The organism is uncultured Veillonella sp. (assembly GCF_963522475.1).
GTDB lineage: Bacteria > Bacillota > Negativicutes > Veillonellales > Veillonellaceae > Veillonella.
In genome coordinates this window covers 18,539-42,354 of sequence record NZ_CAUQYW010000013.1, presented here as the reverse complement: position 1 = coordinate 42,354, position 23,816 = coordinate 18,539, and the positions used below count along the sequence as shown (strand labels likewise).

36 protein-coding genes are annotated in these 23,816 nt (G+C 41.5%); all 36 read right to left on the bottom strand.

Going from position 1 to position 23,816, the window contains the following annotated elements:
• Window positions 1–20: 20 nt before the first annotated feature.
• On the bottom strand, window positions 21–356 hold the full coding sequence (gene rplQ, locus RWP19_RS07705) for a 50S ribosomal protein L17 (RefSeq protein WP_004695155.1): 336 nt from the start codon (window positions 354–356) through the stop codon (window positions 21–23).
• A gap of 12 nt (window positions 357–368) precedes the next feature.
• Window positions 369–1,373 (bottom strand): DNA-directed RNA polymerase subunit alpha, encoded by a 1,005-nt coding sequence (locus RWP19_RS07700; RefSeq protein ID WP_314357167.1) that lies wholly within the window; start codon window positions 1,371–1,373, stop codon window positions 369–371.
• 73 nt (window positions 1,374–1,446) lie between these two features.
• Window positions 1,447–1,836: a 30S ribosomal protein S11 gene (gene rpsK / locus RWP19_RS07695; RefSeq protein WP_004695151.1), complete on the bottom strand. Its 390-nt coding sequence runs from the start codon at window positions 1,834–1,836 to the stop codon at window positions 1,447–1,449.
• A 19-nt stretch (window positions 1,837–1,855) separates the two neighbouring features.
• Complete coding sequence (gene rpsM / locus RWP19_RS07690; RefSeq protein WP_004695149.1) at window positions 1,856–2,224, bottom strand: 30S ribosomal protein S13; 369 nt, start codon at window positions 2,222–2,224, stop codon at window positions 1,856–1,858.
• Between the two features lie 23 nt (window positions 2,225–2,247).
• On the bottom strand, window positions 2,248–2,361 hold the full coding sequence (gene rpmJ, locus RWP19_RS07685) for a 50S ribosomal protein L36 (protein ID WP_004695148.1): 114 nt from the start codon (window positions 2,359–2,361) through the stop codon (window positions 2,248–2,250).
• A 26-nt stretch (window positions 2,362–2,387) separates the two neighbouring features.
• Window positions 2,388–2,606: a translation initiation factor IF-1 gene (gene infA, locus RWP19_RS07680; RefSeq protein WP_004695147.1), complete on the bottom strand. Its 219-nt coding sequence runs from the start codon at window positions 2,604–2,606 to the stop codon at window positions 2,388–2,390.
• A 22-nt stretch (window positions 2,607–2,628) separates the two neighbouring features.
• Window positions 2,629–3,399, bottom strand: coding sequence for a type I methionyl aminopeptidase (gene map / locus RWP19_RS07675; protein WP_314357165.1), 771 nt, complete (start codon window positions 3,397–3,399; stop codon window positions 2,629–2,631).
• 3 nt (window positions 3,400–3,402) lie between these two features.
• Window positions 3,403–3,966, bottom strand: a complete 564-nt coding sequence (locus tag RWP19_RS07670) for an adenylate kinase (RefSeq protein ID WP_004695145.1) — start codon at window positions 3,964–3,966, stop codon at window positions 3,403–3,405.
• Window positions 3,967–3,978: 12 nt separating this feature from the next.
• Window positions 3,979–5,241 carry a preprotein translocase subunit SecY gene (gene secY, locus RWP19_RS07665; protein ID WP_314357164.1) on the bottom strand — a complete coding sequence of 421 codons (1,263 nt, stop codon included), beginning with the start codon at window positions 5,239–5,241 and terminating at the stop codon, window positions 3,979–3,981.
• Between the two features lies 1 nt (window position 5,242).
• Window positions 5,243–5,686: a 50S ribosomal protein L15 gene (rplO, locus tag RWP19_RS07660; protein WP_005385511.1), complete on the bottom strand. Its 444-nt coding sequence runs from the start codon at window positions 5,684–5,686 to the stop codon at window positions 5,243–5,245.
• Between the two features lie 22 nt (window positions 5,687–5,708).
• Window positions 5,709–5,888, bottom strand: coding sequence for a 50S ribosomal protein L30 (gene rpmD / locus RWP19_RS07655; RefSeq protein WP_004695138.1), 180 nt, complete (start codon window positions 5,886–5,888; stop codon window positions 5,709–5,711).
• 14 nt (window positions 5,889–5,902) lie between these two features.
• Window positions 5,903–6,406, bottom strand: coding sequence for a 30S ribosomal protein S5 (gene rpsE, locus RWP19_RS07650; RefSeq protein WP_004695136.1), 504 nt, complete (start codon window positions 6,404–6,406; stop codon window positions 5,903–5,905).
• A gap of 18 nt (window positions 6,407–6,424) precedes the next feature.
• The gene (gene rplR, locus RWP19_RS07645; RefSeq protein WP_050781715.1) at window positions 6,425–6,805 is read right to left on the bottom strand and encodes a 50S ribosomal protein L18; all 381 of its coding nucleotides are present in this window, start codon (window positions 6,803–6,805) and stop codon (window positions 6,425–6,427) included.
• Window positions 6,806–6,822: 17 nt separating this feature from the next.
• Window positions 6,823–7,368: a 50S ribosomal protein L6 gene (rplF, locus tag RWP19_RS07640; protein WP_039968986.1), complete on the bottom strand. Its 546-nt coding sequence runs from the start codon at window positions 7,366–7,368 to the stop codon at window positions 6,823–6,825.
• A 24-nt stretch (window positions 7,369–7,392) separates the two neighbouring features.
• Window positions 7,393–7,779 carry a 30S ribosomal protein S8 gene (gene rpsH, locus RWP19_RS07635; RefSeq protein ID WP_004695128.1) on the bottom strand — a complete coding sequence of 129 codons (387 nt, stop codon included), beginning with the start codon at window positions 7,777–7,779 and terminating at the stop codon, window positions 7,393–7,395.
• A gap of 27 nt (window positions 7,780–7,806) precedes the next feature.
• A complete protein-coding gene (gene rpsN / locus RWP19_RS07630; RefSeq protein ID WP_005377140.1) occupies window positions 7,807–8,076 on the bottom strand; it encodes a 30S ribosomal protein S14 in 270 nt (89 codons plus the stop codon).
• 16 nt (window positions 8,077–8,092) lie between these two features.
• Window positions 8,093–8,632, bottom strand: coding sequence for a 50S ribosomal protein L5 (gene rplE / locus RWP19_RS07625; protein WP_024065152.1), 540 nt, complete (start codon window positions 8,630–8,632; stop codon window positions 8,093–8,095).
• 23 nt (window positions 8,633–8,655) lie between these two features.
• Entirely contained in the window at window positions 8,656–8,976 is a 321-nt protein-coding gene (gene rplX / locus RWP19_RS07620; RefSeq protein ID WP_004695118.1) for a 50S ribosomal protein L24, read from the bottom strand.
• 18 nt (window positions 8,977–8,994) lie between these two features.
• On the bottom strand, window positions 8,995–9,363 hold the full coding sequence (rplN, locus tag RWP19_RS07615; protein ID WP_005376994.1) for a 50S ribosomal protein L14: 369 nt from the start codon (window positions 9,361–9,363) through the stop codon (window positions 8,995–8,997).
• Between the two features lie 24 nt (window positions 9,364–9,387).
• The gene (gene rpsQ / locus RWP19_RS07610; protein WP_005385504.1) at window positions 9,388–9,648 is read right to left on the bottom strand and encodes a 30S ribosomal protein S17; all 261 of its coding nucleotides are present in this window, start codon (window positions 9,646–9,648) and stop codon (window positions 9,388–9,390) included.
• Window positions 9,649–9,687: 39 nt separating this feature from the next.
• Window positions 9,688–9,891 (bottom strand): 50S ribosomal protein L29, encoded by a 204-nt coding sequence (gene rpmC / locus RWP19_RS07605; protein ID WP_004695115.1) that lies wholly within the window; start codon window positions 9,889–9,891, stop codon window positions 9,688–9,690.
• The gene (gene rplP / locus RWP19_RS07600) at window positions 9,881–10,318 is read right to left on the bottom strand and encodes a 50S ribosomal protein L16 (RefSeq protein ID WP_004695114.1); all 438 of its coding nucleotides are present in this window, start codon (window positions 10,316–10,318) and stop codon (window positions 9,881–9,883) included. The genes rpmC and rplP overlap by 11 nt, the downstream gene beginning before the upstream one ends.
• Window positions 10,318–10,983 carry a 30S ribosomal protein S3 gene (gene rpsC / locus RWP19_RS07595; RefSeq protein WP_105084923.1) on the bottom strand — a complete coding sequence of 222 codons (666 nt, stop codon included), beginning with the start codon at window positions 10,981–10,983 and terminating at the stop codon, window positions 10,318–10,320. Before rpsC ends, rplP begins: the two co-directional genes overlap by 1 nt.
• A gap of 16 nt (window positions 10,984–10,999) precedes the next feature.
• Complete coding sequence (gene rplV / locus RWP19_RS07590; RefSeq protein ID WP_004695112.1) at window positions 11,000–11,335, bottom strand: 50S ribosomal protein L22; 336 nt, start codon at window positions 11,333–11,335, stop codon at window positions 11,000–11,002.
• A 12-nt stretch (window positions 11,336–11,347) separates the two neighbouring features.
• Window positions 11,348–11,629, bottom strand: coding sequence for a 30S ribosomal protein S19 (rpsS, locus tag RWP19_RS07585; RefSeq protein WP_060923779.1), 282 nt, complete (start codon window positions 11,627–11,629; stop codon window positions 11,348–11,350).
• Window positions 11,630–11,652: 23 nt separating this feature from the next.
• Window positions 11,653–12,483 (bottom strand): 50S ribosomal protein L2, encoded by an 831-nt coding sequence (gene rplB / locus RWP19_RS07580; RefSeq protein ID WP_005385496.1) that lies wholly within the window; start codon window positions 12,481–12,483, stop codon window positions 11,653–11,655.
• Window positions 12,484–12,509: 26 nt separating this feature from the next.
• Complete coding sequence (gene rplW, locus RWP19_RS07575; protein ID WP_004695108.1) at window positions 12,510–12,794, bottom strand: 50S ribosomal protein L23; 285 nt, start codon at window positions 12,792–12,794, stop codon at window positions 12,510–12,512.
• Window positions 12,794–13,417 carry a 50S ribosomal protein L4 gene (gene rplD, locus RWP19_RS07570; RefSeq protein WP_005377066.1) on the bottom strand — a complete coding sequence of 208 codons (624 nt, stop codon included), beginning with the start codon at window positions 13,415–13,417 and terminating at the stop codon, window positions 12,794–12,796. Before rplD ends, rplW begins: the two co-directional genes overlap by 1 nt.
• Window positions 13,418–13,443: 26 nt before the next feature.
• Complete coding sequence (gene rplC, locus RWP19_RS07565; protein ID WP_314357162.1) at window positions 13,444–14,085, bottom strand: 50S ribosomal protein L3; 642 nt, start codon at window positions 14,083–14,085, stop codon at window positions 13,444–13,446.
• 12 nt (window positions 14,086–14,097) lie between these two features.
• Entirely contained in the window at window positions 14,098–14,409 is a 312-nt protein-coding gene (rpsJ, locus tag RWP19_RS07560) for a 30S ribosomal protein S10 (protein WP_004695100.1), read from the bottom strand.
• A 182-nt stretch (window positions 14,410–14,591) separates the two neighbouring features.
• A complete protein-coding gene (gene tuf / locus RWP19_RS07555) occupies window positions 14,592–15,779 on the bottom strand; it encodes an elongation factor Tu (protein WP_126413463.1) in 1,188 nt (395 codons plus the stop codon).
• Between the two features lie 50 nt (window positions 15,780–15,829).
• Window positions 15,830–17,905 carry an elongation factor G gene (fusA, locus tag RWP19_RS07550; RefSeq protein ID WP_314357161.1) on the bottom strand — a complete coding sequence of 692 codons (2,076 nt, stop codon included), beginning with the start codon at window positions 17,903–17,905 and terminating at the stop codon, window positions 15,830–15,832.
• A gap of 15 nt (window positions 17,906–17,920) precedes the next feature.
• Window positions 17,921–18,391, bottom strand: coding sequence for a 30S ribosomal protein S7 (rpsG, locus tag RWP19_RS07545; RefSeq protein WP_004693556.1), 471 nt, complete (start codon window positions 18,389–18,391; stop codon window positions 17,921–17,923).
• Between the two features lie 52 nt (window positions 18,392–18,443).
• Window positions 18,444–18,818, bottom strand: a complete 375-nt coding sequence (gene rpsL / locus RWP19_RS07540; RefSeq protein ID WP_004693554.1) for a 30S ribosomal protein S12 — start codon at window positions 18,816–18,818, stop codon at window positions 18,444–18,446.
• Between the two features lie 76 nt (window positions 18,819–18,894).
• A complete protein-coding gene (locus tag RWP19_RS07535; RefSeq protein ID WP_314357159.1) occupies window positions 18,895–19,140 on the bottom strand; it encodes a ribosomal L7Ae/L30e/S12e/Gadd45 family protein in 246 nt (81 codons plus the stop codon).
• 453 nt (window positions 19,141–19,593) lie between these two features.
• On the bottom strand, window positions 19,594–23,796 hold the full coding sequence (gene rpoC, locus RWP19_RS07530; RefSeq protein ID WP_314357158.1) for a DNA-directed RNA polymerase subunit beta': 4,203 nt from the start codon (window positions 23,794–23,796) through the stop codon (window positions 19,594–19,596).
• Window positions 23,797–23,816 lie beyond the last annotated feature (20 nt).

Sequence of the window (23,816 nt, the reverse complement as noted above, 5' to 3'; positions counted from 1 at the left end):
ACAACACCGTATGAGTTTGATTAAACTAACTCGATAATAGCCAAAGGTGCAGCGTCACCTTTGCGAAGACCAGTTTTGATTACACGAGTGTAACCACCTTGACGGTCTGCATATTTTGGAGCAATTGTATCAAACAATTTTTTTACTACGCTTTCATCCATGAGGTATGCAAGAACTTGGCGACGTGCATGAAGATCACCACGTTTAGCCAAAGTTACCATTTGATCAGCTAAAGAGCGAAGTTCTTTCGCTTTAGCCTCTGTAGTTTCAATACGCTCATATTGGAAGAAAGATGTTAACATGCTACGGAACAACGCTTTACGAGCGGAGCTGTCGCGGCCTAATTTTCTGTACATTCGTCTTCCTCCTTATTCGCCTTTTTGTTTAAGTTGAAAACCACCTGGATGATTGTTGAGTTTCTCCTCAATTTCATCGATGGATTTTTTGCCTAAATTGCGAACTTTTCCTAAGTCATCAATGGTTTTGTCTAGCAAATCTGCAATTGTATTAATGCCAGCACGTTTCAAGCAGTTATACGCACGAACAGAGAGTTCCAATTCATCAATGGAAATCTTTGCTGGGCCGTCATCTACAGCTGGTTCTTCATTATCGGAACCTACTGGATCAACAACGATACCGCCTTCACCTGTGTTTACATCTACAACATCTGCAGAGTGTGCTAATTTAGTGAAGTTCCCTAAATAACCAATCATAATGGCAGCAGATTTTGCCACTGCATCAGCAGCAGTAATGGAACCATCAGTCCAAACTTCCAATGTAAGTTTGTCAAAGTCCATTTCATTGCCTACACGAACATCACTCACTTCGTATTTGGCACGAAGAATTGGAGAATAAATAGAATCAATTGGAATACAACCGATTACATCTGTATCTTTTTTATTCTTCGTGGATGGAACGTAACCTTTGCCACGTTCGATCATTACGTCCATAACGAGATGAGCTGTCTCATCCATTGTCGCAATCACGAGTTCAGGATTCAATACTTCCACTTCTGGTGGGAATTGCTCAGATAAGTCAGCAGCTGTCAATACGCCATCCTTTTGGAAGTCAAAATGAACTTCTAAAGGTAATTGAACATCTTCTTCAACTTTAATGCACAATTGCTTTAGGTTAAGAATGATATCTGTAACGTCTTCGCGAATACCAGGAATGGTAGAGAATTCATGAAGAACTCCATCAATTTTGATAGAGGTGATAGCTGCCCCATCCAAGGATGAAAGCAAAATTCTGCGCAAGCTATTACCGAGAGTGATACCATAGCCACGATCTAATGGTTCGCATACGAATTTACCATAGCGACCGCCTTCGGCGATGTCCACTTTCTCGATTTTAAGTTTCTTTTCTTCGCTCATCAGGAACATCCTCCTATATAACACACGTTCTTAGTTTAATTATAGCACGGCCGTCAAAACGGCCGTCTATATATTATACACGACGGCGTTTTGGAGGGCGACAACCATTGTGAGGAATTGGAGTTACGTCTTTAATGGAAGTAACTTCAAGACCTGCAGCTTGTAAAGCACGGATTGCAGCTTCACGGCCGGATCCAGGACCTTTTACGAATACTTCAACAGTGCGAAGACCGTGTTCCATTGCAGCTTTAGCAGCTTGTTCAGCAGCCATTTGAGCAGCAAATGGAGTGGATTTACGGGAACCACGGAAGCCCAAGCCACCAGCGGAAGCCCAAGACAACGCATTACCGTTTGTATCTGTTAAAGTTACGATAGTGTTATTGAATGTAGAACGAATATGAGCCGCACCGGATTCAATATGTTTCTTTTCTTTTCTTTTAGTTCTAACAACTTTTTTAGCCACGCTTTATCCCTCCTTTATCTTATTTCTTTTTACCAGCAATTGCTTTTCTAGGACCTTTGCGAGTACGTGCATTCGTTTTAGTACGTTGACCACGAAGTGGTAAACCCATACGATGACGTTTGCCTCGATAGGAGTTGATTTCAATTAAGCGTTTAATGTTAAGAGCTTCTTCACGACGAAGGTCACCTTCAACTTTGTAATCAGCATCTAACAATTCACGGATTTTCGCTACTTCATCTTCAGAAAGATCACGAACACGTGTGTCAGGATTGATGCCAGTTTTAGCAATGATTTCAGATGCTAAAGTTGGACCAATACCATAAATATAAGTTAAACCAATTTCCACTCGTTTATCACGAGGTAAATCTACACCGGCGATACGTGCCATCTAATCATCCACCTCCTATCAGATTATCCTTGTTTTTGTTTATGTTTTGGATTTTCGCAAATAACCATTACGCGGCCTTTGCGTTTAATGATTTTACATTTTTCGCATATCTTTTTAACTGATGGTTGAACCTTCATTAGTACCTCCTTTGTGGACCCTATGCTTATTTAAAGCGATAGGTGATGCGACCACGATTTAAGTCATACGGTGTCAGTTCCATAGTAACTTTATCACCAGGAAGAATACGGATAAAATTCATACGCATTTTACCTGACACATGAGCCAATACGATATGACCATTTTCCAATTCAACTTGGAACATAGCATTCGGTAAAGCCTCAACTACCGTACCTTCCACCTCAATAACGTCTTCTTTTGACATATCTTTTCCTCCGGTTACCTGTTTATTTAATTAACCGCGGTTCATCACGCATGGTTAATATTTCAGGGCCGTTTTCTGTAACAACCACTGTATGTTCGAAATGAGCAGCAGGTTTACCATCTACGGTAACTGCTGTCCAGTCATCCCCTAATACATGAACACGATAAGACCCTAATGTAATCATAGGTTCAATACACAATACCATACCTGGTTTCATTAAAGGTCCTTGATCAGGACTACCATAGTTTGGTATTTGTGGATCTTCATGCATTTCGCGACCTAAACCATGGCCTACGAAGTCGCGAACGACACCGTAACCATGTTTCTCACAATACGTTTGAACAGCATGACCGATAGCACCAATACGGTTGCCAACTTTCACTTGTTCAATTCCCTTGAACAGACTCTCTTCTGTAACTTTTAACAATTTCATCACATCGGGTTTGACGTGACCGATAGGAATTGTCACAGCCGAATCGCCGTGATATCCATCAATAGATGATACAAGATCAATACTGAGGACATCACCATTTTTAAGCTTACGCTTAGCGCTCGGAATACCATGAACAACTTCATCATTAATAGAAGCACAGATTGTAGCAGGGAATCCATAGTACCCTTTACAACTTGGTATACCACCGTGGCTGCGAATATATTCTTCGGCAATTGTATCTAACTCAAGCGTCGTGATGCCAGGTTTAGCCTTTTCTACTAACAAGGACAACGTGTCTGCTGTAAGCTTACTTGCCTTGCGGATACATTCAATTTCATGGGACGATTTCAAAATAATCATAGATTATTTCTCCAAAGCCTTAATGATGTCAGCAAATACTGCGTCTACATCTTGTAAACCATTGATTTCTTGATACAAACCGCTATTGCGGTAGTAGTCAATTAAAGGTTTAGTAGATTCTTCGTACACAGCTAGACGTTTCTGTACTGTTTCAGGGTTATCATCAGCACGATTTTCTAGAACAGCTCGTTCGCTAATACGTTTAACTAATTCCTCGGAAGGAACATTTAAGTTAAGCACAGCGTCCAAAGAAATTCCTAATTCTTTAAGGATTGCATCCAAAGACACAGCTTGAGCTGTAGTTCTTGGGAATCCATCAAGAATAAATCCAGATTTGCAGTCATCTTTCACCAAGCGATCACGTACGATACCAACAGTTACACTGTCTGGTACCAATTGACCAGCATCGATGTATTTCTTAGCCTCAACTCCAAGAGGTGTTTCGTTCTTAATCGCAGCGCGGAACATATCACCTGTTGAAATTTGGGGAATACCGTATTTTTCAATAAGTCGAGCTGCCTGAGTGCCTTTACCAGCACCAGGAGGTCCCATTAATAGAATATACATATTGTTTCCCTCCTACTTCACAAAGCCTTTATAGTGGCGTGTTACCATGAGCGACTCAATTTGTTGCATTGTATCAAGTGCTACACCTACAACGATTAGGAGAGCCGTACCACCAAAGTATACGCCTTGGACGCCGGTAATACTACCGAGGAAATTCGGTATAATAGCAACGACAGCTAAGAATACAGCGCCAGCCAAAGTGATCTTGGTCATCACGTTATCCACATAATCAGCAGTTGGTTTACCCGCACGAATACCTGGGATAAAACCACCGTATTTTTTCATATTATCTGCCATATCTGTAATGTTGATAGAGATTGCAGTATAGAAATATGTAAAGATGAAAATCAATAATGCATACAATGCCGTTTGTAACGGCGTACCCCATGTAAATAGATCCGCAGCTTTATGAACATATTCATTGTCAATAAATTGCGCAATTGTCACAGGGAACATCAACACAGATGACGCAAAGATAATTGGGATTACACCTGCCTGATTAACTTTCAACGGCAAGAATGTAGAGTGACCACCGTACATTTTACGACCTACTACACGTTTAGCATATTGAATCGGAATACGACGTTGGCCTTGTGTAACTGCAACTACGACAGCAATCATCGCAAGTGCAATTACAGCAAATAAGAATGCTTGGAACATATTGATTGTTCCATTTTGGATATATTGATAAATAGTTTCTAAACCATCTGGTAATCGAGCTACGATACCAGCAAAGATGATTAAGGAAATACCATTACCTATACCATATGCTGTGATTTGTTCACCAATCCACATCAACAAGCATGTGCCTGCTGTTAGGATGATGGCCACAACGAATACACTAAGGAAATCATTATTTACCAAAGCGTTGTTTGCTCTAAGAGCAAATGCCATGCCTGCGGCTTGTATAAAGCCGAGGGCTACGGTGCCATAACGAGTTACCTTCGCTATTTTCTTACGCCCGTCTTCACCATCTTTACTCCATGCTTCAAACTGAGGAACTACAGCCTGAAGCAGTTGCATGATGATGGAAGCATTGATGTAAGGTGTAATACTCATTGCAAAGATAGAGAACTTACTTAACGCACCACCAGCAAACAAGTCTAATAGACCGAATAGGTTACCGGATGTAAACAAGGATTCGATAACAGATGCATCTACACCTGGAACAGGAATATGAATGCCAGCTCTAAAGATAGCAAACATCATTAATGTGTAAAGAATCTTATTACGTAGTTCGGTAATCTTAAAGATGTTCGAGAGGCTATCTAGCACCCTAGATCACCTCAACTTTTCCGCCTGCTGCTGTAATTTTTTCTTCAGCAGATTTAGTGAAGCCGTTAGCGATAACTGTCAAGTTCTTAGTTTCCAATGTACCGTTACCTAAAATACGAATGCCATCGCGTACATTTTTCAAAATGCCAGCTTCAATAAGAGCTACTGGATCAACTGTTGCACCGTCTTCAAAACGGTTCAATTGTTCTACGTTAACTTCAGCATATTGTTTAGCAAAAACGTTGTTGAAACCACGTTTTGGTAAACGACGATAAAGAGGCATTTGGCCGCCTTCAAAACCGGAGCGAACGCCACCGCCAGAACGGGAGTTTTGACCTTTTTGACCACGACCAGATGTTTTACCCAAGCCAGAACCTAAACCACGGCCTACACGAGTACGAGTTTTTTTGGAACCAGCAGCTGGTTGTAATTCATGAAGTTTCATTCAGTGCACCTCCTTATCAGTATTAAACTTCTTCAACTTTTACTAAATGTCTAACTTTGTGAAGCATACCTTCGATTTGTGGTGTTACTTCTTTTACGACTTGAGAATTAGTTTTTTTCAAGCCCAAAGCTTTAACTGTCGCGCGTTGATCTTCAGGACGACCGATTAAGCTTCTTGTTAATGTTACTTTAACTTGTGCCATTTCTTGTCTCCTTATTACGCGTTATAAATTTCTTCAACGGTCTTACCACGAAGTTCTGCAACTTCGCTAGCGCGTTTTAAATCTTTCAAACCTTCGATTGTAGCGCGAACCATATTGTTAGGGTTAGAAGAACCCAAAGATTTAGTCAAGATGTTACGAACACCTACTAATTCCAATACGGCACGAACAGGGCCACCAGCGATAACGCCAGTACCTTCAGCAGCTGGTTTCAAGAATACGCGGCCTGCGCCGAATACGCCTGTTACGCTGTGAGGGATTGTACCATTTTTAATTGCTACGTTTACAATATTTTTCTTAGCATCATCAATACCTTTGCGAATTGCTTCTGGTACTTCCGCTGCTTTACCTAAGCCAACGCCTACATAACCGTTGCCATCACCAACAACTACAAGAGCGCTGAAGGAAAAACGACGACCGCCTTTAACTACTTTGGCTACGCGGTTGATGAATACTACTCTTTCTTTAAGATCAAGACTGGTGTAGTCAATTCTCGCCATGTCTATAGTTCCTCCTTCTTAGAATTTTAAGCCTGCTTCACGAGCACCTTCTGCAAGGGCTGCTACGCGGCCGTGGTAAATGTAACCACCACGGTCAAACACTACAGTGTCAATGCCTTTAGCGATAGCTTTTTTAGCAACTGCTTCACCAACAGCTTTAGCAGCAGCTACGTTACCACCATAGGATAAGTTCAAATCTTTATCTAAAGAGCTAGCAGCAACCAAAGTTGTACCTGCTACGTCATCGATAACTTGAGCATAAATGTTGCCTAAAGAACGGAATACGTTCAAACGTGGGCAAGTTGCCGTACCAGAGATGTGACGACGAATACGAAGATGACGTTTTGCTCGAGCGATATTTCTACTAGATTTACGAGGCAAGATATTCACTCCTTTCATTCATATAGATGATATTACTATTTACCTTTTGCACCAGCTTTACCAGCTTTGCGACGAACAACTTCGCCTTCATAGCGGATACCTTTACCTTTGTAAGGTTCAGGTTTTCTCCATTTACGGATATCAGCTGCTACTGCGCCTACAACTTCTTTGTCTGCACCAGAAACAACGATTTTGTTAGGAGCTGGAACTTCAATTGTAATACCAGCTGGAGCTTCCATTTCTACTGGATGAGAGAAGCCAAGTGTAAGAGCTAATTTATTGCCTTGTTTAGCCGCTCTGTAACCAACACCGTTGATTTCAAGAGTTTTTGTGAATCCTTCAGATACGCCTGTTACCATATTAGCAACAAGAGCGCGAGTCAAACCGTGAAGGGAACGATGAGCTTTATTGTCGGAAGGACGAGCTACTGTAATTGTGTTACCTTCAACAGTGATATTCATATCTGGATGCAAATCGCGAGATAATTCACCTTTAGGACCTTTTACGTTCATATGATGGTTATCATATGTAACAGTAACGCCTGCAGGGATTTCGATAGGCATTCTACCGATACGTGACATTATTTCTACCTCCTATTGCTACTATTACCAAACGTATGCGATTACTTCGCCACCAAGACCTTCTTTACGAGCTTGTTTGTCGCTCATAACGCCTTTGGATGTAGAAATAACTGCGATACCCAAACCACCAAGTACACGAGGAAGTTCTTCCTTTTTCGCGTAAACACGTAAACCAGGTTTGGAAATACGTTTAATTCCTGTAATAACTTTTTCGTTATTGGAACCATATTTCAAAGTTACTTTTAAAGTGTTTTCTTCTTTTTCTACGTTCTTTACGAAACCTTCTTGTAAAAGGATGTCAAGAACAGCTGCTTTCATTCTAGATGCAGGAATGTTTACCGTTTCATGAAGTGCAGCATTTGCATTACGGATGCGCGTAAGCATATCCGCGATAGGATCGGTCATTACCATAATCTAAAAACCTCCTCTCGTCTAATATTACCAGCTGGCTTTTTTAACACCAGGAATTTGTCCTTTGTACGCCAATTCACGGAACGCAATACGGCTGATACCGAATTTGCGCATATAGCCGTGAGGACGACCAGTTAAGTTGCAACGGTTGTGTAAGCGTGTTGGGGATGCGTTTGCTGGTAATTTGGACAAGCCTTCATAATCACCTGCTGCTTTTAACGCTGCACGTTTAGCTGCATATTTTTCAACGATTTTAGCGCGTTTCTTTTCGCGTTCAATCATAGATTTTTTAGCCATCTATATGTTCCTCCTATTATTTTTCAAAAGGCATACCGAATTGAGTCAACAATTCACGAGCTTCTTCATCTGTTTTAGCAGTTGTTACTACGATGATATCCATACCAGTAACACGTTCTACTTGATCATATTCGATCTCAGGGAAGATGAGCTGTTCTTTAAGACCCAAAGCGTAGTTACCACGGCCATCAAATGCTGTTGCGCTGATACCGCGGAAGTCACGTACACGAGGTAATGCCGCATTGATCAATTTGTCGAGGAATTCATACATGCGTTCGCCACGAAGAGTAACTTTTGTACCCAACGCCATACCTTCACGAACTTTGAAGTTCGCAATGGATTTTTTAGCTTTTGTGATTACAGGTTTTTGACCAGCAATGATAGTCAAATCATTAACTGCTGCTTCCAATGCTTTTGCATTGCCTACTGCATCACCAACGCCGATGTTGATAACGATTTTTTCCAATTTAGGGATTTCCATAACGTTACCGTATTGGAATTTTTCTTGCAAACTCTTTTTAATTTCAGAGTTGTATTGTTCAAATAAACGAGACATTTATTTAGCTCCTCCTTTCCTGATTATTTAAGTACTGTACCAGATTTAACTGTAGCGCGAACGAATTTACCGTCTTTGCCTTCAACTTTTTTGATACGAGTAGCTGTTTTAGTTTCAGGGTCAACAACCATTACGTTAGAAACATGAATACCAGCTTCTTTAGTAACAATGCCACCTTGTGGGTTAGCTTGAGAAGGTTTTGTATGACGTTTTACAGTGTTAACGCCTTCAACAAATACGCGTTCTTTTTTAGGTTCAGTAGCAATAACTGTACCTTGCTTACCTTTATCTTTACCGGAGATAACAACAACTGTATCGCCTTTTTTGATTTGTAGTTTAGCCATATGCTGCGTTCCTCCTTCTTATAATACTTCTGGAGCTAAGGAAACGATTTTCATGAAGTCTTTTTCACGAAGTTCTCTAGCTACAGGTCCGAAGATACGAGTACCACGAGGGGTTTTATCTTCTTTAATAACTACTGCTGCGTTTTCATCGAAACGGATATAGGAACCGTCTTGACGGCGGATACCTTTTTTAGAACGAACAATAACAGCTTTGACTACGTCGCCTTTCTTGACAACGCCACCGGGTGATGCATCTTTTACAGAAGCAACGATTACGTCACCGATATTGCCGAATTTGCGATAAGAACCGCCCATGACTTGGATGCACATAATACGTTTTGCACCAGTGTTGTCGGCAACATTCAAAATTGTTTGTTGCTGGATCATCGTCTATTCCTCCTTACATCACTCTTATTTTTGTCTTTCAAGAATTTCAACAACTCTCCAACATTTATCTTTAGAAAGTGGACGAGTTTCTACAATTTTAACTGTATCGCCAATTTGGCACTCATTATTTTCATCATGAGCTTTGAAGCGTTTAGTGCTAACCATTGGCTTGTTATATAATGCGTGAGGTACTTTACGTTCTACAGCAACAACAACAGTTTTATTCATTTTGTCGCTAACAACTTTACCTACGCGGACTTTACGTACGTTTCTTTCTTCTGCCACGATTTTAAGCCTCCTTTTCAACCTTTAACAAATCTGTTATTATGCGTTTTCAGATTTAAGTTCAACTTCACGTTGTACAGTTTTAATACGAGCGATTGTCTTCTTAACTTCACGAATGCGCATAGGATTTTCTAATTGACCTGTTGCAAGCTGAAAACGGAGGTTAAATAACTCTTCCTTAAGACCGGAAACTTTTTGTTCCATTTCGGCAGCGCTCATATTGCGAATGTCATTAACCTTCATTTACGTCACCACCCAATTCTTTACCCTTAACAACAAATTTGCATTTGATTGGAAGTTTATGGCTTGCAAGACGCATAGCTTCACGAGCTGTAGCTTCTGGCACACCGTCCATTTCAAACATTACACGACCTGGTTTAACCACTGCTACCCAGTATTCAGGAGAACCTTTACCGGAACCCATACGAGTACCAGCTGGTTTAGCTGTGATTGGTTTGTCAGGGAAAATTTTAATCCATACTTTACCACCACGTTTGATATAACGAGTCATAGCAATACGGGCAGCTTCGATTTGACGGTTAGTGATCCAAGATGGTTCGCATGCTACCAAGCCGAACTCACCATGAGACACTGTATTACCGCGCATAGCACGACCTTTCATACGGCCGCGGAATTGCTTACGATGTTTTACGCGCTTTGGAATAAGCATTACTTGCCACCTTCTTCCTTCTTAGCAGGTTGTTTTGCTTCTGGCAAAACTTCACCTTTGTAAATCCATACTTTAATGCCGATACAACCGTATGTTGTATGAGCTTCAGCAGTACCGTAGTCGATGTCTGCACGAAGTGTATGCAAAGGAATAGAACCTTCACGGTAGGATTCGCTACGAGCGATTTCAGCGCCGCCAAGACGACCGCTTACCATGATTTTGATACCTTTTGCACCTAAGCGCATTGTACGACCTACAGCTTGTTTCATTGCACGACGGAAACCGATACGGCGTTCCAATTGGCTAGCAATGTTTTCCGCAACCAAGATTGCATCCATGTCTGCTTGTTTAATTTCTGCGATGTTAACGTCCACTTGTTTGTCAGTGAAACGAGTCATTGCTTTTTTGATATCTTCGATACCAGCACCACCACGACCGATAACCATACCTGGTTTTGCAGTGTGGATAGTCAATTTAATACGTTTATTTGTACGCTCGATTTCAATGCGGGAAATACCAGCAATGAAAAGGGTTTCTTTCAAGAAGTTACGAATTTTTACGTCTTCATGAAGATTAGCAGCGAAATCTTTATCTGCATACCATTTTGCGTCCCAATCTTTTACGATACCGACACGCAAACCGTGTGGATTAACTTTTTGACCCACTCTGTTTCCCTCCTTCTTAAGCTCTTTCTTTAACTACTACTGTTACATGGCTAGTGCGTTTCAAAATTTTGAAAGCTTGACCACGGGAACGAGGATGAATGCGTTTTAATGTAGGGCCTTGATCAACAAAGATCTCGGATACGTAAAGATTGTCAACATTCATATCGAAATTATGTTCAGCGTTTGCGATTGCAGAACGCATAACTTTTTCTACTACATCAGCGCCAACTTTCGGAGTGAACTTCAAGATGGCAAATGCTTCGCCGATGTTTTTACCGCGCACTAAATCAGCAACGATACGGATTTTACGAGGCGCGATTCGGATATGTCTAGCGATTGCTTTTGCTTCCATTAATTATTCCTCCTATTTTTTGCCTGTAGATTTTTCGTCCTTACCGTGACCTTTGAAAGTACGTGTAGGAGCGAATTCACCTAATTTATGACCTACCATATCTTCTGTAATGAATACAGGTACATGTTTGCGACCATCATGCACAGCAATTGTGTGGCCTACAAAACTTGGGATAATAGTAGAGGCACGGGACCAGGTTTTTACAACTTTCTTTTCGTTAGTTTCGTTTAAAGCTTCAACTTTCTTAAGCAAATGATCTGCTACGAAAGGGCCTTTTTTAATAGATCTGGACACTATTTTATCTCCTTTCCTTTATCCTATTTTGTACGACGTTTAATGATTAAGCTGTTAGAAGCTTTTTTCTTGTCGCGAGTTTTAACACCATGTGCTGGTTTGCCCCAAGGTGTAACAGGATGTTTACGACCAACAGGAGATTTACCTTCACCACCACCATGTGGATGGTCACAAGGGTTCATTACAACACCACGGTTGCCAGGGCGAACGCCCATCCAACGATGACGACCAGCTTTACCAATTACAAGGTTGCTGTGATCAGCGTTACCAACAACACCTACTGTTGCACGACACTCTTGACGAACACGACGCATTTCACCAGATGGTAAACGAAGAATAGCATAGCCATTATCTTTACCCATCAATTGAGCAGATGTACCAGCGGAACGAACAATTTGGCCACCTTTACCGATTTTCAATTCGATGTTGTGGATTTGTGTACCGTCTGGAATATTAGCCAATGGTAAGCAGTTACCAGGTTTAATATCGGACTCAGGACCGGAGAATACAACGTCACCAACTTTTAGACCGTTAGGAGCTAAAATGTAGCGTTTTTCACCATCAGCGTAGTTAAGCAAAGCAATACGAGAAGAACGGTTAGGATCATACTCGATTGTTGCTACTTTAGCTGGAATATTATCTTTAGTACGTTTGAAGTCAATAATACGATATTGACGTTTATGACCGCCACCTTGGTGACGAACTGTCATTTTACCAGTATTGTTACGACCACCTTTTTGAGAAATCTTAGCGAGCAAAGATTTTTCTGGTTTGCTTGCTGTGATTTCGTCGAAGGCGGATACTGTCATAAACCGGCGACCAGCGGAGTACGGTTTAAATGATTTAATTGCCATTAGTGGGCCTCCTTACAACTAGACTCTTAGACACCTTCAAAGAATTCAATGGATTCGCCAGCTTTCAAAGTAACGATAGCTTTTTTGTAATCGCTGCGTTTACCTTGTGTACGACCCATGCGTTTAGTTTTGCCTAAAACGCGAATAGTAGCTACTTTTTCTACTTTTACATTGAAGATTTTTTCAACTGCTTGACGGATTTGCACTTTATTTGCAGTCAAAGGCACACGGAAAGTGTATTTGCCTTCTTCCATAAGCATAGTGGATTTTTCGGTAATAACCGGGCGGATTAGTACATCATGTAATTGCATTATCCAAGTACCTCCTCGATTTTTGCGACAGCACCTTTAGTAATGAAGAGCTTATCGTAATGAAGAAGATCGAAAATGTTCATACCTTCGCAAGCCAATGCTTTAACACCTTGGATGTTGCGAGCGGAACGTTCAACATTTACATCACCTTCAGTGATGAACAATACTTTTGCATCACCAACGTTGAAACTATTGATAATGTTCAACACTTCTTTAGTTTTAGGAGCTGCTAATGTGATTTCTTCCAAAACGTATAATTCGCTATTATTCACTTTATCGCTAAGAGCAGATTTAACTGCTAAACGTCTAGCCTTACGAGGCATAGCTTTGTAATAGCTGCGAGGTTGTGGACCAAATGTAGTACCGCCACCAATCCAGATTGGGGAACGGCTGGAACCGGAACGTGCACGACCAGTACCTTTTTGTTTCCAAGGTTTGCGGCCACCGCCACGAACCATACCTCTAGTTTTTGTTGCATGTGTGCCGAGACGTTCGTTAGATAATTGACGAACTACGGCTTGATGCATTACGGCTTCGTTAACTTCAACGCCGAACACTGCATCGTTTAACTGTATTTCACCGACTTTAACGCCGGATTGATTATATGTTGCTACTGTAGGCATTACATAATCCTCCTTTCGACAAATGATTATTTAACAGGTTTAACCGTGTTGCGAACCATAACCAAGCTACCTTTAGCGCCTGGGATACCACCTTTAACCAATAAAAGGTTACGTTCAGCATCAACTTTCACAACGGATAAGCGTTGTACGGTAACTCTGTAACCACCCATTTGTCCAGGGAGTTTTTTACCTTTGTATACCTTACCGCCGCCACCGGAGATCATAGGACCGATGGAACCAGGTTCACGGTGAGATTTGGAACCATGAGTTTCAGGACCACGGGAGAAGTTATGGCGTTTAATTGTGCCAGCAAAACCCTTACCTTTACCTGTACCCACTACGTCCACCAATTCACCTTCTGCGAAGATATCAACTGCCAGAGTTTGGCCTACTGTGTAGTCAGCTGCATTAGCTACGCGAACTTCGCGAAGATATTTAACTGGAGCTACGCCAGCTTTGTCGAACTGACCTTTTACAGGTTTTGTTAAATGTTTTTCTTTAATGGAACCATAACCAATTTGTACTGCTTCGTAGCCGTCTGTTTCAACAGTCTTAACGCGCACTACAACGCTTGGGGTAGTTTCCACTACTGTTACAGGAACTAATTGGCCTTCAGCTGTGAAGACTTGAGTCATTCCTAATTTTTTACCCAAAATAGCTTTAGACATTATCGCACCTCCTTATAGTTTTATTTCAATAGATACACCAGCTGGTAAATCTAAACGAGTGATAGCATCTACTGTTTTCGAATTTGGTTCAAGAATATCGATTAAGCGTTTATGTGTACGCATTTCGAATTGTTCACGAGAATCTTTGTTTACGTGTACAGAACGAAGAATTGTGAAGATATTCTTTTCTGTTGGCAATGGAATCGGACCAGATACCATAGCGCCATTTCTTTTTGCAGTGTCTACGATCTTAGCAGCGCTTTGATCGAGAGCTTTGTGGTCGTATGCCTTAAGGCGAATACGGATTTTTTGCTGTTTAGCCATTATTAATAATTCCTCCTGTCGTCCATTTCGTGAATGAACTGCTCCATAGAAATTCTCCTCCGCAGAGGCAACCTTCTACTTCATAGTTTGAAAACACAACACGAGAGCGGCAGAACATGCCGCTCTTACATGTCGTGGATATTGTGCCCAACGTATCACTACGATGAGCATAAAAGGTTAAATTAACCTTCGATTTCAGTTACAACGCCAGCGCCTACTGTATGGCCACCTTCGCGGATCGCGAAACGAAGACCTTCTTCGATAGCGATTGGAGTGATCAATTCGATATCCATTGTTACGTTATCGCCAGGCATACACATTTCTACACCTTCAGGAAGGTTTACAACACCTGTTACGTCTGTTGTACGGAAGTAGAATTGTGGACGGTAGTTGGAGAAGAATGGAGTATGACGGCCACCTTCTTCTTTAGTCAATACGTATACTTCTGCTTTGAATTTTGTGTGTGGGTTGATGGAACCTGGTTTAGCCAATACTTGACCACGTTCGATGTCTTTACGGTCAACACCACGAAGCAATGCACCAACGTTGTCACCTGCTACTGCAGAGTCCAAAGTTTTGCGGAACATTTCAAGACCAGTTACTACGTATTGTTCAGCTTTTTCTTTCAAGCCTACAACTTCTACTGTGTCGCCTACATTTACTTGACCACGTTCAACACGGCCAGTTGCTACTGTACCACGACCAGTGATTGTGAATACGTCTTCCACAGGCATCAAGAAAGGTTTGTCAGTATCACGAACTGGAGTTGGGATGTAGGAGTCTACAGCTGCCATCAATTCGTCGATTTTAGCTACATATTGAGCGTCGCCTTCCAAAGCTTTCAAAGCGGAACCTACAACGATAGGTACTTCGTCGCCAGGGAATTCGTAGGAGGAAAGAAGTTCACGAACTTCCATTTCTACTAATTCGATCAATTCTTCGTCGTCAACCATGTCAGCTTTGTTCAAGAATACTACGATTGCAGGAACACCAACTTGGCGAGCCAACAAGATGTGTTCGCGAGTTTGAGGCATAGGGCCGTCAGCTGCGGAACATACCAAGATAGCGCCGTCCATTTGAGCCGCACCAGTGATCATGTTTTTAACATAGTCAGCATGGCCTGGGCAGTCAACGTGTGCATAGTGACGGTTTTCAGTTTCGTATTCAACGTGTGCAGTGTTGATTGTGATACCGCGTTCACGTTCTTCTGGAGCTTTGTCGATCATGCTGTAATCTTGGAAATCAGCTTGGCCTTTTTCAGCCAATACTTTAGTGATTGCAGCTGTCAAAGTAGTTTTACCATGGTCAACGTGACCGATTGTACCGATGTTAACATGCGGTTTCGTACGTTCAAATTTTTCTTTTGCCATTTTAAATTATCCTCCGAGGAAAATAGTAATTCTATTAATCTAATGTAAGATTAACCGTTTTTCTTTGCTTGAATTTCTTCAGCAATTTTCTTAGGAACTTCTTCGTAATGATCGAATGTCATGGAGTAGTTACCGCGACCTTGAGTTTTGGAACGAAGGTCAGTTGCGTAACCGAACATTTCGCTCAATGGAACATATGCTTTGATATGTTGATTACCATTACGAGCTTCCATGCCGTCCATGCGACCACGACGAGAGTTCAAGTCACCGATAACGTCGCCCATGTATTCTTCAGGAACGTCTACTTCTACGGACATGTATGGTTCAAGCAATGCAGGATCTGCTTTGCGAGCACCTTCTTTAAAGCCCATGGAACCAGCGATTTTGAAGGCCATTTCGTTGGAGTCAACGTCATGGTAAGAGCCGTCAAATACGATAACTTTGATGTCAACCATTGGATAACCAGCGATAACACCGGATTCCATAGCTTCTTTAACACCGTTTTCTACAGGTCCGATGTATTCACGAGGAATTGCACCACCTACGACCTTATTTTCAAATTCGAAGCCAGCACCTGGTTCTTGAGGAATTAATTCCAACCAGCAGTGACCATATTGACCACGACCACCAGATTGACGAACGAATTTACCTTCAGATTTAACAGCTTTACGGATAGTTTCGCGATAAGCTACTTGAGGTTTGCCTACATTACATTCTACTTTGAATTCACGGTTCATACGGTCGACGATGATATCCAAGTGAAGTTCGCCCATACCGGAGATAATAGTTTGACCTGTTTCTTCATCAGTACGAACTTTGAAAGTAGGATCTTCTTCTGCCAAACGAGCAAGAGCTGTACCCATTTTTTCTTGGTCAGCTTTTGTTTTAGGTTCAACAGCAACGGAGATAACTGGTTCAGGGAATTCCATGGATTCAAGAATTACAGGATTCTTTTCATCACAAAGAGTATCACCAGTAGTAGTATCTTTCAAGCCTACAGCTGCAGCGATATCGCCAGCGTAAACCATGTCGATTTCTTTACGAGTGTTAGCGTGCATTTGAAGAATACGGCCGATACGTTCTTTCTTACCTTTTGTGGAGTTGAAAACGTAGGAACCGGATTCCAATGTACCGGAGTACACACGGAAGAACGCTAATTTACCAACATAAGGGTCAGCCATGATTTTGAATGCCAATGCGGAGAATGGTTCATCATCGGAAGAAGGACGAGTAGTTTCTTCTTCAGTACCAGGAACGGTACCTTTAATAGCTGGAATGTCGATAGGAGCTGGCATGTAATCTACAACAGCGTCCAACAACATTTGTACACCTTTGTTTTTGTAGGAAGAACCACAAAGAACTGGGAACAATTGGTTAGCAATAACTGCTTTACGCAATGCTGTTTTCAATTCTTCAATGGAGATTTCTTCACCTTCCAAATATTTCATCATAATATCGTCATCAGTTTCAGCGATAGCATCAACCATCATTTCGCGACGAGCTTCAGCTACTTCTTGATATTCTGCTGGGATATCAGTGATTTCATATTCTTTACCGTCATCGGATTTGTAAATTTCCGCTTTCATAGTCATCAAATCGATGATGCCTTCGAAAGTATCTTCAGCGCCGATTGGCACTTGAATAGCTACGGAATTTGCACCCAAACGGGATTTCATCATATCAACTACGTTGAAGAAGTCAGCACCTACTGTATCCATCTTATTTACATAAGCGATACGAGGTACGCCGTAGTTAGATGCTTGACGCCATACTGTTTCGGATTGAGGTTCAACGCCACCTTTAGCACTGAACACCGCTACGGAGCCATCAAGTACACGTAGAGAACGTTCTACTTCTACAGTAAAGTCAACGTGACCAGGAGTATCGATGATGTTGATACGATGATCTTTCCAGTGACATGTTGTCGCCGCAGAAGTGATTGTGATACCACGTTCTTGTTCTTGCGCCATCCAGTCCATCGTAGCAGCACCTTCATGTACTTCGCCGATCTTATGAACGATACCTGTATAGTAGAGGATACGTTCTGTAGTTGTTGTCTTACCAGCATCGATGTGGGCCATGATACCGATATTACGAGTTTTTGCTAAGGAAAACTCTCTTGCCACAGTTGTCACCTCTTATTACCAACGATAATGAGCAAATGCTTTATTAGCTTCTGCCATTTTATGAGTATCTTCTTTTTTCTTGATTGCAGCGCCTGCATTGTTGAAAGCGTCCATCAATTCGCCTGCTAAGCGTTCTTTCATAGTGCGTTCACCACGAAGACGAGCATAGTTTACAACCCAGCGAATACCGAGTGTTTGACGGCGATCAGCACGAACTTCAACTGGCACTTGATAGTTAGCACCACCGATACGGCGAGCACGTACTTCAAGTACAGGCATAACATTTTTCAATGCTTGATCAAAAACTTCCATTGGGTCTTGACCCATTTTGGAACGAATAATTTCGAATGCATCATATACGATAGTTTCAGCAATGCCTTTTTTGCCATCGTACATAACTTTGTTAATGAAACGTGTTACTAATTTGCTGTTGTACACCGGATCTGGAAGTACATCACGTTTCGGAACAGGGCCTTTTCTTGGCATGTTCAATTCCTCCTTTATAATGATGTGTGTTAGTTTCGTTTAATGGCTAAAATTATTTTTTAGCTTTTTTCGCGCCGTATTTGGAACGACTTTGCATACGATTTTGTACGCCAGCTGTATCCAATGCACCACGAACGATGTGATAACGCACACCTGGAAGGTCTTTTACACGACCGCCTCTGATAAGTACAACACTGTGTTCTTGTAAATTGTGACCAATGCCTGGGATGTAAGCAGTTACTTCAATAGCGTTTGTCAAACGTACACGGGCAACTTTACGAAGCGCGGAGTTTGGTTTCTTTGGAGTAGCTGTGTACACACGAGTACATACACCACGTTTTTGTGGAGATTCTTGAAGTGCTGGAGCTGTAGATTTTTTAGTCAAGCTCATGCGACCTTTGCGTACTAGCTGATTAATTGTTGGCATTTGGGCACCTCCTTTCCAAATTTGAGATTTATAATTGATCCGTCATAACGAAGTGTTACATCGGATATTACCAAGATTAACGTAGGACACCTACCGCTGTGGCCCGCACCTTAATGCGACACGCACGACCAAGGTCATCCATAGTGTACTTGTCATTCACAGGTATTCCCTGTTCAGCACAAGCATTTCGTATAGGTTCAACTACACTTTCATCACTATCATGTCCTATGAACACATACTTCACAGTCCCTCGTGCAATGTTTTTCAACGTTTGCTTGGCACCGATTGTTTTGTTCATCGACTTCAGATGGGCAATGTCCATAGTAAACTCTCCTTACGAAATTATGCTACTTAGGCATACTTGCCCCTGAGCACTATGTAAGTATACCAATTACACAAACACATGTCAAACGTTTTTCGACGCTCTACACCGCTATACAACTGCATTTTATATGTACACGTTTCCGTGCGTTTCACAATAACGAATCATATAACAATATATGTTATTTTTATGCAAAAATAGTTATTTCATTCTCATTTTTATACATTACTTTCATATTATTTTAATAAATCACATTTTATGTATGCATAATTGATATAACAGAAAAATAAATAGTCATTTTTTAGTTCAATTTTATTAACCATATTCAATATATTTATATTATTAAACTTTTAGGTTTATTTATTCTTTCTGACAATTATATCTTAACAAAGAACTTTAGTATCTATAAAAAAAGAGCGTGCCCTAAGGCACGCTCTCTTCTATTACAATAGATTATTCTTCCACAGCAGTTTCTTCTGTAATATCGATGATTTCAGGTGTGTTTTTAACAACCTCAATCTTACGGTAACGACTCATGCCAGTACCAGCAGGGATCAATTTACCGATGATTACATTTTCTTTTAAACCCAATAATGGATCGATTTTACCTTTGATAGCAGCGTCAGTAAGAACACGTGTTGTTTCTTGGAAGGACGCAGCAGACAAGAAGGAATCCGTAGCCAATGCAGCTTTAGTAATACCTAACAATGTACGTTTGCCTGTAGCGTTTTCACGGCCATTAAGAGTAAGACGACGGTTTTCTTCGTCAAAGGTATTAACGTCGACCATATCCCCTGGAAGCATATCTGCATCGCCAGCTGTTTCAACCTTTACTTTATGAAGCATTTGACGAACGATAACTTCGATATGTTTATCGTTAATTTCTACACCTTGAGATTTGTATACTTTTTGTACTTCGTATACGAGGTAACGTTGAGTTGCTTCAGTACCCATTACACGCATAATGTCATGAGGGTTGATAGAACCTTCTGTCAAACGTGCGCCTAAGGATACAACATCACCGTCTTTAACGATAATGCGGGAACCATATGGGATGAGGTAATCGAGTTCTATACCATCTTCACCAGTAATGAAGATAGTATTAGTACCTTTTTTACCTTCGTTAGGTACAACTCGAACTGTACCTTCGTTTTCTGCGATGATAGCATTACGTTTTGGTTTACGTGCTTCAAACAATTCTTCGACACGTGGCAAACCTTGTGTAATATCGTCACCTGCGACACCACCTGTATGGAATGTACGCATTGTCAACTGAGTACCAGGTTCACCGATGGATTGCGCTGCAATAATACCTACAGCTTCACCAACTTGAACTTGACCGCCTGTACCAAGGTCTCGTCCATAGCACTTGCGACATACGCCATAAGGGCTGCGGCAAGTCAATACGGAACGGATTTTAACTGTTTCATAGTGTTTTACAACTTCATCAGCCAATGGTTCTGTAATTTCACCGTTAAGAGGAACGATAACTTCACCAGTTTCCTTATTAACCAATTCTTCTGCTGCAATACGACCTACAATACGATCTTTTAATGGTTCAATAACACCAGTACCCTCAACAATAGCTTCTACTTCAATACCGTGGATTTCATTGTTGCGTACTTGTACTTCTTTTACATCGGAGTTAAGGATAGCTTCGATGCCTTCTTCAGTAAGGCGTGTGTTAGCAGGGAAGATTTCTACACCTTCACTGTCAACAATTGCATTAACAGTATCTTTGTTCAACATATTTTGAACCATAGTTTCTTTTAATGTTGCACGAATACTGTCATCACTTTCACCAAGAATAATTTTTTGAACCAAGTTAGTATGGTTAATATCACTATCAGAGCCTAAATGAGCACCGCGTAATGCCACAGATGTAACACCAGATTCTGCAATATCTGCTAAGCATTGTTCGTCCAAGATAGTTTCGGAAGGTATAACAAGTTCCCCTGTTTCTACGTTCACTACATCTTTATCTAACACACGACCAATAAGTTTGTCTTTCAACAATTCCAATGCTTGACGCGGAGAAGTAGCCAAACGAGCACGTTCACGAACGAGATCGATACCTACAACATCACAATCGTCCTCACGAACGATAACATCTTGAGATACGTCAACAAGACGACGAGTCAAATAACCAGAGTCAGCTGTACGAAGCGCTGTATCGGCCAAACCTTTACGAGCACCATGAGAGGAAGTAAAGTAATCCAATACAGTCAAGCCTTCTTTAAAGTTTGCTTTGATTGGCAAGTCGATAATACGACCAGATGGATCGGCCATCAAACCACGCATACCAGCAAGCTGACGGATCTGTTGTTTATTACCACGGGCACCAGAGATAGCCATCATGTAAACAGGGTTGAAGCCATCTTTATCACGCGCCATATTATCCATCATGGCATCAGTAACGTCTTCTGTTGCTTGAGTCCACAATTGGATAGTTTTACGGTAACGTTCTTCTTCTGTAATAAGACCACGGCGATACAAACGAGATACTTTTTCTACTTCTTGTTCTGCTGTGTCTAATAAACCAGTTTTTACTTCTGGTACTTTAATATCTGCAATAGCTACAGTCATACCTGCGCGACGTGCGAAGGAGTAACCCAAGGATTTAATACGGTCCAAAAGTTCTGCAGTCTTTTCATTGCCAAACAATTGGAAGCATTGGTCAACCAATTTACCAACTGTTTTCTTATCCATAACCTTACCTAAAGAGTAAGTGCCATCTTCGCGTTTTTCATATTGCCATAATTCTGAGAATAATGCATTGTTGAAGATTAAGCGACCTGCAGTTGTTTCTACACGGCCATGGTCAGGTAAGCGGATATAAAGAATATCTTGCAAGCCAATGATATGAGATTCGTATGCAAGCATTACTTCATCATAAGTAGCAAATGTTTTCGCTTTATCACGAGTATCTTCGCGTACAACTGTTAAGTAGTATGTACCCAAGATCATATCTTGAGAAGGTACTGCTACTGGTTTACCGTCTTTAGTGGACAAGATATTATGGCTAGAAAGCATCAATGTACGAGCTTCCGCTTGTGCTTCTACGGACAATGGTAAGTGACAAGCCATTTGGTCACCGTCAAAATCGGCGTTGAAGGCTGTACATACTAATGGATGCAATTTAATAGCACGGCCTTCCCAAAGGATTGGTTCGAAAGCTTGAATACCAAGTCTATGCAATGTAGGGGCACGGTTCAAGAGAACTGGATGTTCTTTGATTACCTCTTCCAAGGATTCCCATACGCCAGGGCCAATTCTTTCAACTTGGCGTTTAGCAGCCTTGATATTGGATGCTTGACCACGTTCTACCAAACGTTTCATAACGAAAGGTTTGAACAATTCCAATGCCATTTCTTTAGGCAAACCACATTGATGCATTTTAAGTTCAGGACCTACTACGATAACGGAACGACCGGAGTAGTCAACACGTTTACCAAGCAAGTTTTGACGGAAACGACCTTGTTTACCTTTAAGCATATCGGACAAGGATTTTAATGGACGGTTACCAGGGCCTGTTACAGGACGACCACGGCGACCATTATCGATCAATGCGTCAACAGCTTCTTGAAGCATACGTTTTTCGTTGCGCACGATGATATCAGGAGCACCTAAGTCTAATAAACGTTTCAAACGATTGTTACGGTTGATAACACGACGATATAAATCATTAAGGTCAGATGTAGCGAAGCGACCACCATCTAATTGAACCATCGGGCGCAATTCAGGTGGAATTACAGGAACAACGTCCATAATCATCCATTCTGGACGGTTGCCAGATTGACGGAATGCTTCTACTACTTCTAAACGACGAACCGCACGAATTTTACGTTGACCACTTGCAGTGTTCAATTCTTCGCGCAATTCAGCATTCAATGCTTCAAGATCAAGTTCTGCTAAGAGAGCTTTTACAGCCTCAGCACCCATGTCGATACATGCGAAGAGAACCTCTTCAGCAGCGCCCAATTCATAACGCTCTTCACGAGTTAACTCTTCATATTCTTTATCTGCTTCTGGGATTGTTGCATCATCGCGAAGAGCCGCATTATAGCGTTCTTTACGTTGTGCTTCGCGAACAATAGCTAAACGTTCGTTACGTTGAGCTACTGTTTCGATTACGACGGATTTACCACCGATAGTATAACCGTCTTCGTTAAATTGAGCTTCATATTCGCGGTACTCTTGCTCGGACAACAATTGGCGTTTTGCCAATGGAGTACCAGCTGGATCTACTACGATGTAGGAAGCAAAGTATAATACGCGTTCCAAGGAACGTGGGGATACATCAAGGATTAGACCCATGCGGGATGGGATACCTTTAAAGTACCAAATGTGAGATACAGGAGTAGCCAATTGGATATGGCCCATACGTTCACGACGCACTTTTGCACGTGTAACCTCTACACCACATTTATCGCAGACTACACCTTTATGGCGAATGCGTTTATATTTGCCGCAGTGACATTCCCAGTCCTTTGTTGGTCCAAAAATGCGTTCGCAGAATAGACCATCACGTTCTGGCTTCAACGTACGGTAGTTAATAGTTTCAGGTTTCTTAACTTCCCCATGAGACCAAGCTAAGATCTGCTCTGGAGAGGCTAAACCGATTCGCATGGAATCGAATTCATTTACGTCTAGCACTACTATCGCTCCCTTCCTTA

Excerpts from the sequence above, each read along its gene's own strand:
- RWP19_RS07535 (WP_314357159.1), bottom strand. The coding sequence starts at position 19,140 with ATGGACATTGCCCATCTGAAGTCGATGAACAAAACAATCGGTGCCAAG.
- rplB (WP_005385496.1), bottom strand. The coding sequence starts at position 12,483 with ATGGCAATTAAATCATTTAAACCGTACTCCGCTGGTCGCCGGTTTATG.
- rpsN (WP_005377140.1), bottom strand. The coding sequence starts at position 8,076 with ATGGCTAAAAAATCTATGATTGAACGCGAAAAGAAACGCGCTAAAATC.
- rpsJ (WP_004695100.1), bottom strand. The coding sequence starts at position 14,409 with ATGGCTAAACAGCAAAAAATCCGTATTCGCCTTAAGGCATACGACCAC.
- rplR (WP_050781715.1), bottom strand. The coding sequence starts at position 6,805 with ATGAAAGGAGTGAATATCTTGCCTCGTAAATCTAGTAGAAATATCGCT.
- rplF (WP_039968986.1), bottom strand. The coding sequence starts at position 7,368 with ATGTCACGTATCGGTAGAATGCCTATCGAAATCCCTGCAGGCGTTACT.
- rpsL (WP_004693554.1), bottom strand. The coding sequence starts at position 18,818 with ATGCCAACAATTAATCAGCTAGTACGCAAAGGTCGCATGAGCTTGACT.
- map (WP_314357165.1), bottom strand. The coding sequence starts at position 3,399 with ATGATTATTTTGAAATCGTCCCATGAAATTGAATGTATCCGCAAGGCA.
- rplX (WP_004695118.1), bottom strand. The coding sequence starts at position 8,976 with ATGGCTAAACTACAAATCAAAAAAGGCGATACAGTTGTTGTTATCTCC.
- rplN (WP_005376994.1), bottom strand. The coding sequence starts at position 9,363 with ATGATCCAGCAACAAACAATTTTGAATGTTGCCGACAACACTGGTGCA.
- rplP (WP_004695114.1), bottom strand. The coding sequence starts at position 10,318 with ATGCTTATTCCAAAGCGCGTAAAACATCGTAAGCAATTCCGCGGCCGT.
- rpsM (WP_004695149.1), bottom strand. The coding sequence starts at position 2,224 with ATGGCACGTATCGCCGGTGTAGATTTACCTCGTGATAAACGAGTGGAA.
- RWP19_RS07670 (WP_004695145.1), bottom strand. The coding sequence starts at position 3,966 with ATGTATATTCTATTAATGGGACCTCCTGGTGCTGGTAAAGGCACTCAG.
- RWP19_RS07700 (WP_314357167.1), bottom strand. The coding sequence starts at position 1,373 with ATGAGCGAAGAAAAGAAACTTAAAATCGAGAAAGTGGACATCGCCGAA.
- rplC (WP_314357162.1), bottom strand. The coding sequence starts at position 14,085 with ATGTCTAAAGCTATTTTGGGTAAAAAATTAGGAATGACTCAAGTCTTC.
- rplO (WP_005385511.1), bottom strand. The coding sequence starts at position 5,686 with ATGAAACTTCATGAATTACAACCAGCTGCTGGTTCCAAAAAAACTCGT.
- rpsH (WP_004695128.1), bottom strand. The coding sequence starts at position 7,779 with ATGGTAATGACCGATCCTATCGCGGATATGCTTACGCGCATCCGTAAT.
- rplV (WP_004695112.1), bottom strand. The coding sequence starts at position 11,335 with ATGGAAGCAAAAGCAATCGCTAGACATATCCGAATCGCGCCTCGTAAA.
- tuf (WP_126413463.1), bottom strand. The coding sequence starts at position 15,779 with ATGGCAAAAGAAAAATTTGAACGTACGAAACCGCATGTTAACATCGGT.
- rpsE (WP_004695136.1), bottom strand. The coding sequence starts at position 6,406 with ATGGCGAGAATTGACTACACCAGTCTTGATCTTAAAGAAAGAGTAGTA.
- rpsG (WP_004693556.1), bottom strand. The coding sequence starts at position 18,391 with ATGCCAAGAAAAGGCCCTGTTCCGAAACGTGATGTACTTCCAGATCCG.
- rplQ (WP_004695155.1), bottom strand. The coding sequence starts at position 356 with ATGTACAGAAAATTAGGCCGCGACAGCTCCGCTCGTAAAGCGTTGTTC.
- infA (WP_004695147.1), bottom strand. The coding sequence starts at position 2,606 with ATGTCAAAAGAAGACGTTATTGAGGTGGAAGGTACGGTAGTTGAGGCT.
- rpmD (WP_004695138.1), bottom strand. The coding sequence starts at position 5,888 with ATGGCACAAGTTAAAGTAACATTAACAAGAAGCTTAATCGGTCGTCCT.
- rpmC (WP_004695115.1), bottom strand. The coding sequence starts at position 9,891 with ATGAAGGTTAATGACATTCGCAATATGAGCGCTGCCGAAATGGAACAA.
- rpmJ (WP_004695148.1), bottom strand. The coding sequence starts at position 2,361 with ATGAAGGTTCAACCATCAGTTAAAAAGATATGCGAAAAATGTAAAATC.
- rplD (WP_005377066.1), bottom strand. The coding sequence starts at position 13,417 with ATGCCTACAGTAGCAACATATAATCAATCCGGCGTTAAAGTCGGTGAA.
- rplE (WP_024065152.1), bottom strand. The coding sequence starts at position 8,632 with ATGTCTCGTTTATTTGAACAATACAACTCTGAAATTAAAAAGAGTTTG.
- rplW (WP_004695108.1), bottom strand. The coding sequence starts at position 12,794 with ATGCAATTACATGATGTACTAATCCGCCCGGTTATTACCGAAAAATCC.